The sequence below is a fragment of the Streptomyces sp. NPDC085481 genome (assembly GCF_044541845.1).
Classification (GTDB): domain Bacteria; phylum Actinomycetota; class Actinomycetes; order Streptomycetales; family Streptomycetaceae; genus Streptomyces.
On record NZ_JBITTJ010000009.1, the window covers coordinates 212,485 to 228,793 of the forward strand.

At 71.6% G+C, this 16,309-nt stretch carries 14 protein-coding genes and 2 pseudogenes; 7 read left to right on the top strand and 9 right to left on the bottom strand.

Going from position 1 to position 16,309, the window contains the following annotated elements; translation table 11 throughout:
• The first annotated feature begins 64 nt into the window (after window positions 1-64).
• Window positions 65-928: an endolytic transglycosylase MltG gene (mltG, locus tag ACIGEZ_RS20805; RefSeq protein WP_399833105.1), complete on the top strand. Its 864-nt coding sequence runs from the start codon at window positions 65-67 to the stop codon at window positions 926-928.
• Here the strand turns inward: mltG and ACIGEZ_RS20810 are convergent.
• A pseudogene (locus ACIGEZ_RS20810) lies at window positions 894-1,986 on the bottom strand (NAD(P)-binding domain-containing protein). The gene mltG and the pseudogene ACIGEZ_RS20810 sit on opposite strands and share 35 nt — an antisense overlap.
• A gap of 164 nt (window positions 1,987-2,150) precedes the next feature.
• Between ACIGEZ_RS20810 and ACIGEZ_RS20815 the strand changes: the two are divergent.
• Window positions 2,151-2,567, top strand: a complete 417-nt coding sequence (locus ACIGEZ_RS20815; protein ID WP_399833107.1) for a secondary thiamine-phosphate synthase enzyme YjbQ — start codon at window positions 2,151-2,153, stop codon at window positions 2,565-2,567.
• Window positions 2,568-2,643: 76 nt separating this feature from the next.
• Here the strand turns inward: ACIGEZ_RS20815 and ACIGEZ_RS20820 are convergent.
• From ACIGEZ_RS20820 to ACIGEZ_RS20830, 3 genes and pseudogenes are all read right to left on the bottom strand, one after another.
• Window positions 2,644-3,055 (bottom strand): annotated as a pseudogene (locus ACIGEZ_RS20820) (integrase core domain-containing protein).
• Between the two features lie 363 nt (window positions 3,056-3,418).
• Window positions 3,419-4,219, bottom strand: a complete 801-nt coding sequence (locus ACIGEZ_RS20825; RefSeq protein WP_399833109.1) for a hypothetical protein — start codon at window positions 4,217-4,219, stop codon at window positions 3,419-3,421.
• The gene (locus tag ACIGEZ_RS20830) at window positions 4,102-5,193 is read right to left on the bottom strand and encodes a hypothetical protein (protein ID WP_399833111.1); all 1,092 of its coding nucleotides are present in this window, start codon (window positions 5,191-5,193) and stop codon (window positions 4,102-4,104) included. The genes ACIGEZ_RS20825 and ACIGEZ_RS20830 overlap by 118 nt, the downstream gene beginning before the upstream one ends.
• A gap of 240 nt (window positions 5,194-5,433) precedes the next feature.
• Here ACIGEZ_RS20830 and ACIGEZ_RS20835 point away from each other — a divergent pair, with 240 nt between their 5' ends.
• Window positions 5,434-6,129 carry a ricin-type beta-trefoil lectin domain protein gene (locus tag ACIGEZ_RS20835; RefSeq protein WP_399833113.1) on the top strand — a complete coding sequence of 232 codons (696 nt, stop codon included), beginning with the start codon at window positions 5,434-5,436 and terminating at the stop codon, window positions 6,127-6,129.
• Between the two features lie 58 nt (window positions 6,130-6,187).
• Here ACIGEZ_RS20835 and ACIGEZ_RS20840 read toward each other — a convergent pair whose 3' ends face one another.
• The 4 genes from ACIGEZ_RS20840 to ACIGEZ_RS20855 form a co-directional block, all read right to left on the bottom strand.
• Window positions 6,188-6,538 (bottom strand): MFS transporter, encoded by a 351-nt coding sequence (locus ACIGEZ_RS20840; protein ID WP_399833114.1) that lies wholly within the window; start codon window positions 6,536-6,538, stop codon window positions 6,188-6,190.
• Entirely contained in the window at window positions 6,535-6,678 is a 144-nt protein-coding gene (locus ACIGEZ_RS20845; protein WP_399833116.1) for a hypothetical protein, read from the bottom strand. The genes ACIGEZ_RS20840 and ACIGEZ_RS20845 overlap by 4 nt, the downstream gene beginning before the upstream one ends.
• Window positions 6,675-7,097 carry an MFS transporter gene (locus ACIGEZ_RS20850; protein WP_399833118.1) on the bottom strand — a complete coding sequence of 141 codons (423 nt, stop codon included), beginning with the start codon at window positions 7,095-7,097 and terminating at the stop codon, window positions 6,675-6,677. The genes ACIGEZ_RS20845 and ACIGEZ_RS20850 overlap by 4 nt, the downstream gene beginning before the upstream one ends.
• Window positions 7,098-7,314: 217 nt before the next feature.
• Window positions 7,315-8,301 (bottom strand): GlxA family transcriptional regulator, encoded by a 987-nt coding sequence (locus ACIGEZ_RS20855; RefSeq protein WP_399833120.1) that lies wholly within the window; start codon window positions 8,299-8,301, stop codon window positions 7,315-7,317.
• A 159-nt stretch (window positions 8,302-8,460) separates the two neighbouring features.
• Here ACIGEZ_RS20855 and ACIGEZ_RS20860 point away from each other — a divergent pair, with 159 nt between their 5' ends.
• The 3 genes from ACIGEZ_RS20860 (at window position 8,461) to ACIGEZ_RS20870 (ending at window position 11,984) form a co-directional block, all read left to right on the top strand.
• The gene (locus ACIGEZ_RS20860) at window positions 8,461-9,051 is read left to right on the top strand and encodes an isochorismatase family protein (RefSeq protein ID WP_399833122.1); all 591 of its coding nucleotides are present in this window, start codon (window positions 8,461-8,463) and stop codon (window positions 9,049-9,051) included.
• 325 nt (window positions 9,052-9,376) lie between these two features.
• Window positions 9,377-10,558, top strand: a complete 1,182-nt coding sequence (locus tag ACIGEZ_RS20865) for a hypothetical protein (protein WP_399833124.1) — start codon at window positions 9,377-9,379, stop codon at window positions 10,556-10,558.
• 187 nt (window positions 10,559-10,745) lie between these two features.
• Window positions 10,746-11,984, top strand: a complete 1,239-nt coding sequence (locus ACIGEZ_RS20870; protein WP_399833126.1) for an MFS transporter — start codon at window positions 10,746-10,748, stop codon at window positions 11,982-11,984.
• Window positions 11,985-12,979: 995 nt separating this feature from the next.
• Here the strand turns inward: ACIGEZ_RS20870 and ACIGEZ_RS20875 are convergent.
• Complete coding sequence (locus ACIGEZ_RS20875) at window positions 12,980-14,080, bottom strand: hypothetical protein (RefSeq protein ID WP_399833128.1); 1,101 nt, start codon at window positions 14,078-14,080, stop codon at window positions 12,980-12,982.
• Between the two features lie 1,165 nt (window positions 14,081-15,245).
• Between ACIGEZ_RS20875 and ACIGEZ_RS20880 the strand changes: the two genes are divergently transcribed.
• On the top strand, window positions 15,246-16,223 hold the full coding sequence (locus ACIGEZ_RS20880; protein WP_399833130.1) for a hypothetical protein: 978 nt from the start codon (window positions 15,246-15,248) through the stop codon (window positions 16,221-16,223).
• The last annotated feature ends 86 nt before the right edge of the window (window positions 16,224-16,309 follow it).

The window sequence follows — 16,309 nt, forward strand, 5'->3', positions numbered from 1 at the left end:
GACCGGCGGTGCCGCCGCGTTGCGGCTCCCCGGATTCGCGGGTCGAGCGGGTTAGCGTGCGCCCATGACGTACCGGTCCTGGCAGCCCGAACACCGTCGCCGCCGCGCCCGCCTCACCCGGCGCGGCCGATTCGTCCTCATCCTGAGCACCCTGGTCGTCGCCACCGCCGTCACGGTCCCCCTGCTGCTGACCGGCGGGCAGGAGCGACGGCCCCCGGCCGAGAAGCAGCGCACCCTCCTCATCCCGGAGGGCTGGCGGGCCGGGGAGGTGTACGCGGCCGTCGACCGCTCCCTCGGCCTCCCCGAGGGCACCACCCGCACGACCGCCCACGCGCCGGCCACCGGCCTCGCCCTGCCGCCCGCGGCCGAGGGCAACCCGGAGGGCTATCTCTTCCCCGCGACCTACCCGGTGGTCGAGGCGACCACCGCCAAGGGCCTGTTGCGCTACATGGTCGAGACGGCGGCGAAACGCTTCGGCGCCGAACGCATCGCGCAGGGCGCCCGGCGCCAGGGGATGAGCGTCCACCAGACCGTGATCATCGCCAGCATCGTGCAGGCGGAGGCCGATTCCGCCGAGGACATGGGCAAGGTCGCGCGGGTCGTCTACAACCGCCTCGCCCGGGGCATGGCGCTTCAGATGGACTCGACGATCAACTACGCCCTGGGCCGGGACACCGTCGACACCACGCACCAGGACACCCGCATCGACAGCCCGTACAACACCTACGAGCGCAGGGGACTGCCCCCGTCGCCCATCGGGAACCCGGGCGACGCCGCGATGGCGGCCGCGATCGAGCCGGCGAAGGGTGACTGGCTCTACTTCGTCACGGTCAAGCCGGGCGACACCCGGTTCACGGCCGACTACGCCGAACACCAGGCGAACGTGTCCGAGTTCAACGAGAACCGACGGGCTGCGGGTCGCGCCTGAGGAGCCGGCGGATCTCGGCGACGGCCGCCCGCCCGGCGCGGTTGGCGCCGATGGTCGAGGCCGAGGGTCCGTATCCGACGAGGTGGACGCGCGCGTCGCGGACCGCCCTGGTCCCCTCGACGCGGATGCCGCCGCCCACCTCGCGCAGCCGTAGCGGCGCGAGGTGGTCGATCGCGGCCCGGAAGCCGGTCGCCCACAGGATCACGTCCGCCTCGACCGTCCGCCCGTCGTCCCAGGCCACCCCGGTCGGTGTGATCCGGTCGAACATGGGCTCGCGGTCGAGGATGCCGCGCTCGCGGGCGCTGCGGATCGCGTCGTTGACGGGGAGTCCGGTGACCGAGACCACGCTCTGAGGCGGCAGGCCCTGCCGGACCCGCTCCTCCACCAGGGCGACCGCCGCCCGGCCCTGGTCCTCGCCGAACGGGCCCTCGCGGTAGACGGGCTCGCGGCGGGTGACCCAGGTCGTCCCGGCGGCGACCTCGGCGATCTCCATCAGGTGCTGGGTGCCGGAGGCTCCGCCCCCGACCACGACCACGCGCAGGCCGGCGAAGGCCTCGGGGCCGGGGTACTGCGAGGTGTGCAGCTGGCGGCCGCGGAAGGTCTCCTGCCCCCGGGTAGCGCGGCCAGAACGGGCGGTCCCAGGTGCCGGTAGCGTTGATCAGCGCCCGGGTCTCGTAGCGGCCTTCCGAGGTCTCGACGCGCAGCCGGCCCCCCTCCTCCTCGCGCACGGCCGTCACGTCCACCGGCCGGTGGACGCGCAGGCCGAAGGTCTCCTCGTAGTCGGCGAAGTAGCCGCCGATCACCTCGGAGGACGGTCGCGCGGGATCGGCTCCGGTCAGCTCCTTGCCGGGCAGCGCGTGCATCCCGTGGACCTTGCCGTACGTGAGGGAGGGCCAGCGGAACTGCCAGGCGCCGCCGGGGCGCGGGGCGTGGTCGAGGACGACGAAGTCCCGGTCGGGCTCGAACCCCGTGCGCCGCAGGTGGTAGGCCGCGGACAGCCCGGCCTGCCCGGCACCGATGACCACCACGTCCACCTCGTGTACCCCGAATTCGTTCACGATTCCACTAACTGTGGACGGCTCCAGGATCTTCCCGGTCCGACAGGGGCCCGTCGCCCCACACCGGTCCGCGCGAGCGACCCGCGAGGCGCCGCTCGACGGCGCCTCCGCGCCCCGCGGCCCGGGAACGAGCGATCGCGCCCCGTGAACGGCAGGATGAGCCCATGCCCTTCAGCACCACGATCCTCACCCTCACCACCGGCCCCACCGAGACCGTCACCGACCTCACCCGCCACTGTGAGGACTTCCTCTCCCGCGCCTCCGAGGGCCGCGACGGCCTCCTCAACCTCTTCGTCCCGCACGCCACCGCCGGCCTGGCCGTCCTGGAGACCGGCTCGGGCAGCGACCACGACCTGCTCACCGCCCTCCACCACCTGCTCCCCGCCGACGACCGCTGGCAACACCGCCACGGCTCCCCGGGCCACGGCCGCGACCACGTCCTGCCCGCCCTGGTCCCGCCCCACGCGACGGTCCCGGTCATCGCCGGCCGCCTCGAGCTCGGGACCTGGCAGTCGATCTGCCTGGTGGACACGAACAAGGACAATCTGGAGCGCCAGGTGCGGTTGTCGTTCCTCGGATAGTGGACGGCGGGACTGTAAACGGGATCTCCGGCCGCACCAAGCGATGGCTGGGCTCTCAGCGTGTGGCCACCAGTGGCTAGGTGTATTGCCCTGTGAGGGTTGGGGACGCGGCTGGCGGGTGGTTTGCCTGCGAGCGCGGTGTGTCCGCGGTGGTGATGGTAGGTGTGCAGCCACTGTGGGAAGGCGTCGCGTCGTTCCTGTTCTGACTGGTACGGGCGGGCGTAGGCCCACTCGTCCAGCAGGGTGCGGTTGAGGCGTTCGACCTTGCCGTTGGTCTGGGGCCGGTAGGGCCGGGTTCGATGCGGGCGGGACGACCGGTCGGTCATTGCGGCCTCGCCCGCCACGCGGTAGCGGTCGGCCCACCGCTGGGCCGTGGTGGGCGACTGGAAGCGCTCGGTGGCCCTGTGCAGCGGCCAGCCCTCGTCGACGACACAGCGAGCCAGGCGGAGCCGTCCGGTCTCGGTCAGGGGTGCATTACGGTGGGGCATGAGGGCCTTCTGCTGGTCGGTGGAGATGTCGCAATCCACACCGAACCCGGAAGGCCCTCACCCGTTCAAGATCCCTCAGCCGAGACCTGCATCACCCGTCCACAACCTCCCAGGACAGAACACCTAAGGCTCGCCCCGGCCGATGCCCGGCGCCGGGCGGTGGCCGCCTACTCCGCGTACCTGGGGTGGATCGAGCTGCGCCGCGCCGGAAGCCGCTCCGGAGACCGCCGTCGAGGGTCCCGGAGCGGAGGCACTCACCCACCTGGTCGACCTGCTGACCAGGGGGGCACCGCCGCGGAGTGACGGTCACCAGTAGCCCCTCGTCGCGGGATCGACGGTCACCAGTACGGTCCGCGCCGACCGCTACCGGACCGGAGCCTGGAGCCGCGCGCCCAGCGTGTCGAGGCCGTGGCGCAGCCGGCGGAAGTAGGTGGCGCGGCTGAGGTGGAGGCCGCGCGCCACCTGGTGGTGGGTGCGGGGCCGGCCGAAGTAGTAGGCCTGGAGGATCCGCCCGGCCTCCGCCTCCGCTTCGTCCTCGCTCAGCGCGAGTCCGTGTACCGCCTCGTACAGCCAGCCGCGCAGGGCCGCCGGCGTCGGGGTCCGGGCCAGGGCGAGCAGGGGGCTGGCCGCCAGGGCCTGGGGGTCCCGGATGCGGGCCAGCGCCTTGGCAATGTGCTCGCCGACGTCCCGCACCGGGCTCCCGCCGAGCCGGGCGAGCCAGCGCGGTAGTTGGGCAGGGGCGAGGTCGCTGCTGAAGACCTCAGGGGGCCGCCCACATCGGAAGACGTCCTCTCCGACCATGCCGTGCGTACGGAAGCCCAGGCCGTGCACCAGCGTCCGGTAGTCGGGGCTGGCGGTGGAGACGACCAGCCGTCCGGCGCCGACGGCCTCGCGGAGGATGTGCCGCAGCAGGTGGGCGTGGACGGCCCGGTCCGAGCAGTACGCCGCGCCCAGGAAGAGCCCTCCGGCGGCGAGTTCCCCGGTGTGCTTCTGGAGCAGCGGCTCGGTGGAGTCCGCGGTGCGGTCGCCGATGGTGAGCAGGCTCGTCAGGCCGGCCGGCCCCCGCCGTCGCAGACCAGGTGGATGGCCGAGATCTCCTCGGCGGCCCAGCGCTCGGCCAGCCGGTCCGCGCGGCCCGGGTCCAGGCCGCCGGCCAGGGCCCACTCGCGCATCAGCCGGCCGATGTGGCCGGCATCGGCGTCGGTGGCGGTGCGGAAGCACGGGGCGCGGTGCGCCGCGGGGAAGAGCTCCTGCCGCAGCAGCGGATCACCCGTCAGGAAGAGGCCCTGCTCGACGAGTTCACGGCGCGTGGCGGAATCCTGGGCACGGTCCAGCTGGGTGAGCCGGTAGCCGGCCGCGCGGGTGCGGGCGGCCTCGTGGGCCACCGGCTGCCGCCACTGGTAGGCGAGTTCGATGACGTGGCGGTACGGCTCGGCGAGTCCCAGCCCGAGCCACCCCCGGGTGACGATGCTCAGGTCCGCGAGGTCCGTGAAGAGTTCGGGCCCACCGGCCAGCATCTTCTCGTCGGCCCTCCCGACGGTGGCCAGCAGCCGGAGCACGTGCCGGCGCCGTCGGCCCGGCAGTTCCCGCCCGAGCCGTTCGAGGATCTCGGTGGCGAGGAGGTCCGCCACCGCGCCGGGCGAGGCCGGCAGGGTCCCGGCGCGCAGCGCCCGCTGTGCGGCCTGCGCGAGGAGCGGCAGGCCGCCCGCGAGGCGTGCGGTGAGCTCGCGGCCCTCGGCACTCTCGACGCCGGCCGTGATCTCCTCGTCCGGCAGCGGCGGGACCGCCACGGTGACGGCGTCCGGGGGCCAGTCCTCCAGGTCGTCGGCGAGCGGGCGACGGCTGACCACCAGCAGCCGGGCCGCGGCGTCCAGCGCCCCCCGGACCTCCTCCCGCCTGCGGGGGCCGTCCGCGCCGTCGAGGACCAGCAGCCCGTCGAGGGGGACGAGCCGCGCCCCCGCAAGGGCGGCGGCCGCCTGGGGCAGGTCCATGTGCACGGTGCGGGCGGCGTCCAGCGCCGAGGCGAGCCGCGACTTCCCGGACCCCAGGGGGCCGGTCAGATTGACCAGCGGGTGTACGGCCACGGCCGACCGCAATTCCTCCAGGACGGCCCGCCGCGACCCGTGGATTTCACTCATCCCGCACCAGAGCCCCTCGTGATCTTCATCCGCAGCGGCAGGACGATACCCAGCGGGGCGCCCGCGCGTCCGGCGATCCCTCAGACTTCCTGTGCGGTGGCGGTGTTGAGACTTCCGTGAGACTGCCGCAGGCCGTCCGGTCGGTAGCGTCGTCCTCACCGGAATCCGGACGGGCCCGAACCCGCCGGACTCCTTTGTCAGGTGCACCTCACGCGCAAAACCCATTGGAAGGACCCGACAATGAAGTTGGCCCGCACCTTCGCGGCTGCCCTGATGGCCGTGATCGTGGCCTTGTTCGTGCCACCCTCCGCAGCCGGCGCCGCCACGCTGCCCACCACGGACAAGTACTTCTCCGGCGAGGGTGACGGCCCGTACAACCTCGTCCAGCAGGTGGCCATCGACAACGCCTACGCGCAGGCCACGGCCGAGGGGTATCCGTCCGCTCTCTGCCACATCACCCAGGGGCCCTCGGGGCCCGTGCTGATCTGGGGCGAGACCTACCAGTCCCTCGTGAAGATCCACTGCTTCCCGCCGCCGCCGGAGGGCTCCGGCCCGATCATCGCCGTGCCCAACGGCAGGTGCGTGGACGTCAAGGACGGCAGCACCCAGGACGGCACCATCGTCCAGCTCTACGGCTGCCACGGCGGCAACAACCAGATGTGGGTCCTGGAGCCCGACAAGACCATCCGCTCCATGGGGCACTGCCTGGACGTCCAGTACGCAGCGACGGAGAACGGCTCGCGCCTGGGCCTGAACTCCTGCCACGGCGCCGCCAACCAGCAGTTCGAGCTGCTGCCCGGGGGCAAGCTGCGCAGCGTCCACTCCGGCAAGTGCGTGGACGTGGCCGTCACCTGGTTCTCCACCCGCCTCGTCATCTGGGACTGCTCGGACGCCCGCCCGTACCAGAACTGGCGCGGCTCGGCCCTCGGCCTGTGATCCCGCACATCCCCTGAGCGCGGCCCCCGGTCCCCCGACCGGGGGCCGCGCCCGCGTCTCAACCACCCTGTGCAGGCGCGGCCGTACGGGGCCCCCGGCTGCGGTTCGGGGAGCTGCCGGACCGCCGGCTGCTGCTCCGGGGCCGGCTGGGCCACCAGTTGGCCGGTCGCGTCAGGGCCGACCGCGGGCAGCTGGTGAAGGCCGCCAGCGCGCCCAGTACCGAGATCAGTCCGCCCGCGTACAGGGCCCAGCGGACGCCCCACGCGCCGGCCGCCCAGCCCGTGAGCAGGGCGCCGAGCGGGGTCGTGCCCTGGAAGATCACCGTGTAGAGGGCCATCACCCGGCCCCGGTACTCGGGGTCCGAGCCCAACTGGACGCGGTGGTTGGCGGCCTGGGTGAAGTACATCATCGTGAAGCCGTACCGGCGAGCAGTACGCAGGCCGCCCGCAGCCCCGGCGCCAGCCCGGTCAGGAACTCGAACACCCCGAAGGCCAGCGCCGATCCCGTGACGACCAGTGCCGTCAGCCGGCCCCGCCGGGGAGTGGTCACCAGCGCCGCGCCCAGCGAGCCCACCGCCAGCGGCTCAGCAGGCCGAAGGAGGCGGAGTCGGCGTGGAACTCCGTCTTGGCCAACAGGGGCAGCGTCAGCTGGAAGTTGAAGCCGACCAGTCCCAGCACGCCGGTCAGGAAGATGGGCCGCATCAGGTCCGGCCGGCGCACCGTGTAGCGCAGCCCGTCCGCGATCTTCGCCGCGCGGGGCCGCACGGCGGCCCGGTACAACTCTCCCGGGCGCATCGCCAGTACGCTCAGGACGGTCGCGAGGTAGCTGACCGCGTTGATCACGATCACGGTGGCGACGTTGAGGTGGGAGATGAGGAGGCCGGCGACGGCCGGGCCCACCACCCGGGCCGCGTTGAAGTACGCGGCGCTCATCGCCGAGGCGTTCGGCAGCAGTTCGGCGCCGACCATCTGGCTTCGGCCGCACCATCCCCCGCACCGTCGACGAGGTCGTTGGCCTCCAGTTCTCCTACGGCTTTTCCACGCCGGCGCTGTTCGGGGACCGCCGCGGCGACTTCGAGCGGGACCTGCGCCAGGCCCTCGCCGACAACCAGCCCGACGGCCAGTTCACCGAGACCGTCCGCGCCGAAGCCCTTGTCGCCACCCGCCCGGCTTGAGCGCTGCGCGTTCAGCCGGTGTGGCGGAAGCGGCGGCGGTACTCGCTGGGGGTGAGTCCGAGGCGCTTGCGGAAGACCCGTATGAGGGTGTCGGTGCTGCCGAACCCGCACGCCGTGGCGATCCGGGGGAGTGTCTCCTCGGTGGCTTCCAGGCGGTTGCGGGCGAGCTCGATCCGCGCGGTCTCGACGTAGGCGGCCGGGGTCATGCCGGTCTCATCCTTGAAGATGCGGGTGAGCTGGCGCTCGCCGATGTGGGCGTGGGCGGCGAGTTCCGTCATGGTGATCTTCTGGTGCAGGTTCGTGGTGACGTAGTGCCGGAGGTCGTCCATGCGGCGGCTGGTGTAGGCGGGTTCGATCGGCACGGAGAACTGTGACTGTCCGCTGGGGCGCTTGAGGTACATGACGAGCTGGCGGGCGACGCCCATGGCGGCGTGCTCGCCGAAGTCTTCGGCGACGAGGGCCAGGGCGAGGTCGAGGCAGGCGGTGATGCCGGCGCCGGTCCAGACGTTGCCCTGCCTGATGAAGATCGGGTCGGGGTCGACGTCGACGCCGGGGTAGCGGGTGGCGAGCTGTCGGGCGGTCGACCAGTGGGTGGTGACCCGCTTGCCTTCGAGGAGGCCGGCCTCGGCGAGGAGGTGCGCGCCGACGCAGACGGAGGCGACGCGGCGTGAGCGGTAGGCGAGCCTTCGGACCCAGGCGACTACGGCGGGGTCGATCACTGGGTGTATGCGGTGTTCGCGGTCGATGGTGACGGATCCGGGCACGATGAGGGTGTCGATGCGTCGTTCGGCGATGTCGGAGAATGCGACGTCCGGTATGAGGCGGACGCCTGCGCCGGTGGTGACGGGGTCGAGGGTTTCCGCGGCGAGTTGGACCCGGTATCCGGGGTCTTTCTTCAGGTCACGGCCCAGGAGTGCGAAGACTTCTGGTGGGCCGGTGACGTCGAGGAGGTCCACGCCGTCGAAGATCATGATCGCTACGAGTCTGGACCCCAGCATGTCCGGAATCCCCCATTCCGCTAGGTGTCGTGTCGGTTTCTGCAACTTATCCGACAGGGGTTCGATTCAGCCAGCCCCTACGGTGGGGAACGTAACTCGCCGCACACGGTGCCGAGTTAAACCTTCGATCTTCGAACCACCCACAGGAGAAGCACACCCATGCCGTCCACCACGCTCCGTGAGCTCAACCAGTTCGACCAGACCCCCGCCGCCCTCGCCAACTCCACCGTCATCCTCGTGGACTACCAGAACACCTACACCCGCGGCGTCATGGAACTCGACGGCTGGCAGCCCGCGCTCGACGCCGCCGCCACCCTCCTCGCCAAGGCCCGCGAGGCCGGCGCCACCGTCATCCACGTCATCAACGACGGCGGCGAAGGCACCCCCTACGACATCCGCGCCGAGATCGGCCAGATCCACCCCGCCGTCGCGCCCATCGAGGGCGAGGCCACCATCGTCAAGACCGTTCCGGACGCCTTCCGCGACACCAACCTCGGCGACCTCGTCGACTCCGCCGGGAACAAGGACGTCGTCATCGCCGGGTTCATGTCCCACATGTGCGTCCTGTTCACCGCCCAGGGCGCGTTCCTGCGCGGCAACCGGCCGACCGTCGTCGCCGACGCCACCGCCACCCGCACCCTGAAGTCCGCGGTCGCAGAGGTCTCCGCCGAGCAGCTGCACCACGGCGCGCTCGCCACCATCGACGACCTGTGGGGCGTCGTCGTCCCCACCACCGCCGACCTCGGCTGAGCCACCCCCTGAACGTCGCTGCCGGACCCAACCCCCAGAACTCGCGCTCTGGCCCGAGTGCCACCACACCCGGCACGCCCGGGCCCGGCAGCGACACCCCCCACCCCGCACCACCCAGCACCCCGCACCACCGCTCTGGCTCACCCCCGGCCAGACCACGGGACCGCCACGCCCACACGGCACCCGCGCCCCCTCACCGGCGCACCACGGCCCCGCGCCTCGCTTCCCCCCACAACGGCACCACCGCACAGCCGCCCCCCAAGCCGGCCCGTGCGCCACGGCCGCTCACGACCGACCCACCCACGGAAGCACCAGGGGAAAATTCATGACCACCCGCCGCAACTTCATCGGCACCGCGACCGCGATCGGCGCCGGAACTCTCCTCGCCACCGCGACCGCCACCTCGGCCTCCGCCGAAACCGCGCCCACGACCGACGGCGCTGCCCCCGCCATGACGAAGGACGAGGCGCGCATCGCGATCCTGAACGTCAACGCCGGGATGCGAACCCGCTACAAGTCCCTCAAGGACGAACTCCAGAACAAGCTCTCCCCGGTCATCGTCGTGACCAACGGTCCCGAGGGGGGCACGTACTACCTGGTCGAGAACGGTGTCGTGGCCGAGCAGACCGCGCCGATCGACCAGATCTTCCAGCTGGCGAAGTCGATCGCCCACACCCCGCTCGGCACGTTCTCCGTCCTCGCCCGCTACCTCAACAAGCGCGTCCCCGACTGGCACCTCAAGGCCGGCGACATGGACGCCCACGACCTCGAATCCGTCGCCATGGTCGGCCCCGAGTCCACCGCCTGGGTCGACCCGCTGCGCCAGTGGCGCGACGTCCTGATCAGCGGCCGGAACGCCCTCAAGCCCGCCGGCCTGCCCGATAAGCTGGAGAAGTCCTCCCGCGCGATCCTCAACTCGCTGATCGACTTCTGCTCCAACGCCATCGACAACCGGTCGTTCACGATGAAGCAGTTCGAGGACGCCACCGGCGCCGTCTACGGCGACATACGCACGAACATGTCCTACGCCGCGAAGGTCCAGATCGACGCCGTCAACGCCCTCATGACCCGCTGGAAGAACCAGCTCGGCGCCCGCTGGAACGACGTCTACATAGCCGTTTTCTCCATGTGGACCACGTCGGTCGACAACCAGAACACCATCATCATCCGCCCCCACATGAACCCCGACCGCGCGGCGACGCACCTGATCGACATCATCAGCGACCAGCTGCCCGTCACCGACCCCGTGAACGTGGCGCTGGAGAACATCGCGCGCATCGTCCAGGACAACATCGCCGCGGAGATGGTGTTCTCCGCAGACCAGAAGGTCGCCTCCAGCCTGAAGGGCAAGCAGGACCTGCTGTCCGAGGAGATCTTCGGCCAACTCGGCGGCACCGCCGCCGCCCCCTCTGACACCGGCAGCACCGCGACCGCCGCCGCGTTCCTCACCGGCACCGCCGCCAAGACCGGCGGCTGCCCCCTCGGCCACGACACGGTCAGCCTCTAACCCAAGGACACCGTGTGCGGGCCGGGGACGGCCGGCCCGCACACGGCCCGTGAGACGGCGCCCTCCACACGGCCCACCCCACCCGGGGCAAGGCCCCCTGACGGAGGGCGCCGTCTCCTCGTTTCCGGCCCGTGCCACGACCCTGCACCCGGGCCACCACATGCTTCACACCGGGGGAACACCCGCTATGCCCACCACCACGACCAGACGCCACGCCACCCGCATATGGGTACTGCTCGGCCTCATCCTGCTCACCGTGAACCTTCGGGCCGCGATCACCTGCACCGGCCCGCTGCTCACCGACATCCAGCACACCCGCCACCTCACCGGCCTCCAGCTCAGCATCCTGACCACCCTGCCCGTGCTGTGCCTCGGCGCGTTCGCCGCATGGGTGCCGGCTGTCGCACGGCGTACCGGCACCGAGCCCGCGATCACCGGCGCGCTGCTGCTGATCGCCGTCGGCATCACCCTGCGCGGCCTGCCCTACACCACCGCCCTTTTCGCCGGGACGATCATCGCCGGCGCGGGGATCGCCACCGGCAACGTTCTCGTCCCCGCCGTCGTCAAGGAACGCTTCGCCCACCAGATCGGGCGGGCGACCGGCCTGGCGATGACCCTCATGGCGTCAAGCGGCGCAGTAGCCGCAGGCATAGCCGTGCCCGTCGGACGCCTCGCCGGATGGCAAGCGGCAATGGCCGTCTGGGCGGCGCCCGCCGCCGCCGGTGCCGCACTGTGGGCCGTCCTGGCCACACGCCACCACGGCCCCGGCTCCGGCACCCAGCGCCCCGCAGCGGGCCGCCACGAAGGCAGCCTGCTGCGGTCCCCGCTGGCGTGGGCGGTCGCCACCTTCCTCGGGATCGTCTCCCTCATGTTCTACGCGCTCGCCGCATGGCTGCCCGAGATCATGCAGGCCGACGGCTATAGCAAGACCACCGCCGGCGCGATGGTCTCCGTGATGCTCACCCTCGGCATCCCCATGGGCTACGTCATGCCGGTGATCGCCGCCCGCCTCCCACAACAGCAGCCCCTCGTCCTCGCACTGGCCGCCATCAAGATCACCAGCCTCGCCGGGATCCTCACCATGCCCTCGCTCGCGTGGATGTGGGTATGCATCCTCGGCCTCGCCACCGGCAGCGCCTTCCCCCTCGCCATGACCCTCCTCACCCTGCGCTCACCCAACCCGGCCGTCGCCGCACGCCTGTCGGGCATGGCGCAGACCTTCGGCTACCTCCTCGCCGGCACCGGCCCCGCCACCCTCGGACTCCTCCACACCCTCACCGACACCTGGCAGATCCCCCTCCTGCTGCTCCTCGCGCTCGTCGTCCCCGAAACCGCGGCCGGCCTGGTCGCGGCCCGACCACTCCTCGTCGACGAGCCCACGCCCGCAGCAGCAGAACCGGCCCGGGAGAAGACCCGCGTCAGCTGAACCGACCGCGTACCGGCCGTCGCCGAAGGTCTTGTCGGTGGCGGCCGGTACGGTCGGCGCCACACCCGCCCCACCACACCGTCCGGGTGTCGAGCATGCTGGAGTATGACAAGGTGGAGGGGTACGAGCGCGGTCTTCCGCCCATCTGACGAGACGCGACGCGGCGCCCGGAGAACCGGGCGCCGCGTCGGCGTTTGCGCTGCTCCCCAAGAGATCGACAGCCGCAGGCGGCCTTCGGTTGATCGGACCCTCGATTCGCGGGTGTCAGTTTCTGGAGACTGCTTGGCCTGGTGAGCGGGTGAATCAGGGGCTGTTTCCTGGGCAGCATCGAGGGAGACGGGAATGGCCCGTAATGCTGTGGCGAGCAAGCAGCTCGGCCAGGGCGGAACGACCGGCTGAGCGGTCTCGGCTGCGGGCACGCTGCCACCCCGCTGGGCTTCACCCTTGCCTCTCCGCCCGCCGTCCGATGCCGCGGAGGCTGCGACGCCGGGTCCGGGGCAACGTAGGCTCGGGGTTGTCCTAGCGGAGGTTGGTGGACACCAACAAGGACAACCCGCAGCGGCAGGTGCGGTTGTCGTTCCTGGGATAGCCCCGATGTGGTCAGGACTGTAGGACTGATTTCCGGCCGCACCCAACGGCCCCTGAGGCGGGCGGTACCGGCTGTGACCCACCATGAGCGGGGAGGGCCGCTCGCGCCGCAGCCACGGGGGCTAGGGCGAGGAGGCCCTTGTTGCCGTCGCCGTTCTGGTCGCCGACGGCGAGGTTGGCCCTGGATCCACGACATCTCGACCGCCGTCGACCGGCTCGTCCACCTACCGAACCCGGGCTGACCAGCAGCTCTCCCCGTACACGCGACAGCGCCACGCGGCCCGGAGCAGTGGAACCCGGCTCCCACCCCCCGACGCGACAGACGGGCCACCAGCCTGCCCACCACCAACCACAGAACGTGAAACGGCCCGCCGACTCCGTCGGCAGACCGAAACGAAAGACCGAGGCTAGCGGCCGATCTTGTAGACCGGCGGCTGCGGGGCGGGACGGGTCCGGGAAAGCTTCGCGGCCGTGCCGCGGGCCGTTTCGAAGGCCATGACCGGGTTCCCGTCCTTGCGCCAGGGCTGGGCGCCGCACCACGGTCCGATCAGGCGGAACTGCTCCAAGGCGGGCGCGTACATCATCGACCGGAGCATGTAGTGGGCCAGCAGGTGGCGCAGGACCGGCAGCCGCTCGTCGTCGGGGGCGACCCGATCGAACGAGGCGGCAATCTGCTTCAGCACGCTCCTCGCCATCGGCGTGACGGCCAGCGCGCCGGTGGCGGACCGCTCGGTGAGCTCGTTCAGCGCGTGGAGATAGATCCCGGCCAGCGGGCTGCCGGGCGGGGCCTTGCGGACCGCTTGGCGGGCAAACCGCATCATCCGCCGGTCGCTGCCGAACCACTTTGCGCACCAGTACTGGAGGGCCTGCCAGTGCCCCTCATAGTGGTGGGGAGCGCGGGCGATGAGCCCTTCCCACAGCGGCTTGAACTGTGCGCGGGGGTACTGCGCTCCGCGCGCCGCCGTGACCATCACGACCCAGGGGCTCGGGTTCGCGGGGTCGAGCAGCGCGGCCTGCCGCGCCTCCTCGATCGCGGCCGGGAGCATGGCGCGGAAGCGGTTCATGTCCGAGGTCATGACCTCGTGGGCATACCCACTGCCCCGGATCTCCCAGGCGCGATGGACCATGATGCTCGCGTGGAGGGTGGCTGCGTCGCAGTTCCGGGGCTCGGCCGCGCGCCAGGCGTCGAGCCAGGCGTCGTCCTCCCAGGCGATCTGTTGCAGGAGCTCCAGCCGGTTCCAGCGCTCGTCCCAGTCCTCGCCCGCCGCCCGGACGTACCGCTCGGCGGACTGCCAATCCCCTCCCCACGCAGCGTCGGCGACGGCCTGCCGCTCCTCCGTGCGGTGTGCCGGCGGGGGCGGGCCGGGGCGCCGCGAGTCGAGCTGCTCGCGGGGCGGAAGGCCGTAGTCGGACGCCACGAAGTGCTCTCCGACGCGGCGGGGGGTGATGAAGAGCCGGTAGAGCACGACGAGGAACACGCCGAATACGACGGTGAGGAAGATGGTCACACCGGTGGATCATTCCCGAACCCGTTACCCTCCGCAACAGTCAAGGCCAACGATAAGGCGAGGTCAAGGGGAGCACGGGGCCACGCCATGGTCGGGCTCGCGGACCGGTGACCGTCAGCGATTGGACCGGCAACGGACACGGGACCGGGCGCCGTGCCACGGAGCTCCCACGAACCCCGGCATGGTCCGGGGGACGCGGAGGTTGCACACCACGGCTGCGGGGGCAGCGGTGTCTCGTGGGAGCGGCTGGACATCGGTGCCGGCGCTCCGGGTGCCGGCCATGGCCGGATCGGCAGCGAGTGCACTGCAATCGATCGGTGACGGGCGTGTGGGCGTCGGCGATGTTGATCGCAATGGTGCTTGTGGCTGGTGGATGCGGCGGCAGGGGAACGGCTCCGTCAGGCAGGAGGCATGACACTCCCGCGGCGACTCCTGACCTTGCGGCGCCGCCCAGCGTGTCCCCACTCAAAGTCGGTTCTGGACCTGGAGAGCATGCCCGCGGGCTGGAAGGTCGGCGCGACACCGCTCGGCGGCCGGGACGTGCTGATGGACGCAGGTGCCGCATGCCTCCAGGTGATACGCAGGGATGCAGAGCAGCGCGCGGGCCCAGCTCTGCCGGATCCAGAACGCCAAGACGACGCCGGCCTCGACCGACATCGTCACCTGGTGCCGCGTCTGCAAGACCGCCGGCCTCGTCACCCTCTCCCGCGACGGGAAACCATGCACCAGGAGTCACGCAGGCGCGCCCGCACGGGTCTGCTCCCGACTTCAGTCCAGCTACCTCCCCCTTTCCAGGCGACCAGCCTGTTCCGGGTCTACTCGCCCACCCTCCTCGCGGAACTCTCCTGGCTGGCGGCGGGACGGAGCGGGGAACCACCCGCGCAACCGGGCCCGGTTCATCCTGTCCGGAATGGCGGTCGGCGTGGGGCCGGCCTGCGCCGACACACTCCTCAGCACCGCCGGCATCGCGCCGACCGCAGACGTGGTGGCCCATGGCACAAGCGTCCCGCTGGGTTTCCTCGGCGCCGGCCACCTCGTCTGGATCGGGCGCGCGGCCAGGCGGCACTAAGCGGATGTGCGGATGTCAGTCGCGCGTGATAGTCACTACCTCCACGAGGGGGGTGATCACTTGCCTCCCTGTGAGAGACACCAAGGGGTGGGGAGAATGGCGTTGCTCCGTGATTGGGGGCTCGCGCTGGGACGATGGACCGGCCGGCCCGGGGCGCGGCTGGAGAAGGACTCCAACGATGCGGACGTGGCGCGGGTGCGGGAGGCGGCCGCCGCGACGGACTGGGCCACCGTGCGGGGCCTGTTGGAGGCGCGACCGGAGAGCCAGGACCGTACGGGGCTCCTGTGGGCCGTCGGCGACACGGCCGGCGTCGAGCGGTGGATCGGCGACGTGCTGAAGACGGAGCCCGAGTCGGCGCTGGCGCTGACCGTCGCGGGCATCCGCTACGTCAGCTGGGGCTGGGAGGCCCGGACCTCGGCGCGCGCGAAGGACGTCTCGCGCGAGCAGTTCGAGGTCTTCCACTCCCGGCTGCGCCAGGCCGAAGAGTGGCTGTACGAGGCCGCCGAGCTCGAGCCGGGCTGGACCTCGCCCTGGTACGTCCTCCAGGTCACCGGCCGCGGTCTGCAGATCGGGCAGGTCACGGCACGCCGCCGGTTCGAGGCGACCATGCGCCGGGACCCGTACCACCTGGGGGCGCACACGCAGCAGTTGCAGCAGATCTGCAAGAAGTGGGGTGGGTCGCACGAGGAGATGCACGCGTTCGCCCACGAGTCCGTATTCAGGGCTCCCGGCGGCACGCCGCTGGGCCGGCTGGTGCCGGACGCGCACATCGAGGAGTGGCTGTCGCTCGACCCGGGCCCTGACGCCGCGTACATGCGCCGGCCCGAGGTGACGGAGTCGCTGCGGCAGGCGGCGGACCACTCGTACCGGCATCCGGACTTCGTGCACGAGGGCTCATGGCTGGGGCAGCTGAACAGCTTCGCGATGGCGTTCTCGCTGGCCGGGGACCGAGCCTCCGCGCGGGAGTGCTTCCAGCTCACGCAGGGGCGTGTCACGGAGTCCCCGTGGGACTACCTGAACGGCTCCGACCCCGTCGCGGCGTACCGCAAGCACCGCGCGGCCGCCGGGCGCTGACCCGCAAGGCGTGCACGCCGAGACGTGCGCCGCGCCCGCCCCTGCTCCCATTCGCCCGTCTTTCCGTCCATGCCGTCCGCCGGCGC

Bases quoted from the DNA above. Each gene is read 5' to 3' on its own strand.
- mltG (WP_399833105.1), top strand. From the start codon at position 65: ATGACGTACCGGTCCTGGCAGCCCGAACACCGTCGCCGCCGCGCCCGC.
- ACIGEZ_RS20815 (WP_399833107.1), top strand. From the start codon at position 2,151: ATGCCCTTCAGCACCACGATCCTCACCCTCACCACCGGCCCCACCGAG.
- ACIGEZ_RS20830 (WP_399833111.1), bottom strand. From the start codon at position 5,193: ATGAGTGAAATCCACGGGTCGCGGCGGGCCGTCCTGGAGGAATTGCGG.
- ACIGEZ_RS20835 (WP_399833113.1), top strand. From the start codon at position 5,434: ATGAAGTTGGCCCGCACCTTCGCGGCTGCCCTGATGGCCGTGATCGTG.
- ACIGEZ_RS20840 (WP_399833114.1), bottom strand. From the start codon at position 6,538: ATGATGTACTTCACCCAGGCCGCCAACCACCGCGTCCAGTTGGGCTCG.
- ACIGEZ_RS20850 (WP_399833118.1), bottom strand. From the start codon at position 7,097: ATGGTCGGCGCCGAACTGCTGCCGAACGCCTCGGCGATGAGCGCCGCG.
- ACIGEZ_RS20855 (WP_399833120.1), bottom strand. From the start codon at position 8,301: ATGCTGGGGTCCAGACTCGTAGCGATCATGATCTTCGACGGCGTGGAC.
- ACIGEZ_RS20860 (WP_399833122.1), top strand. From the start codon at position 8,461: ATGCCGTCCACCACGCTCCGTGAGCTCAACCAGTTCGACCAGACCCCC.
- ACIGEZ_RS20865 (WP_399833124.1), top strand. From the start codon at position 9,377: ATGACCACCCGCCGCAACTTCATCGGCACCGCGACCGCGATCGGCGCC.
- ACIGEZ_RS20870 (WP_399833126.1), top strand. From the start codon at position 10,746: ATGCCCACCACCACGACCAGACGCCACGCCACCCGCATATGGGTACTG.
- ACIGEZ_RS20880 (WP_399833130.1), top strand. From the start codon at position 15,246: ATGGCGTTGCTCCGTGATTGGGGGCTCGCGCTGGGACGATGGACCGGC.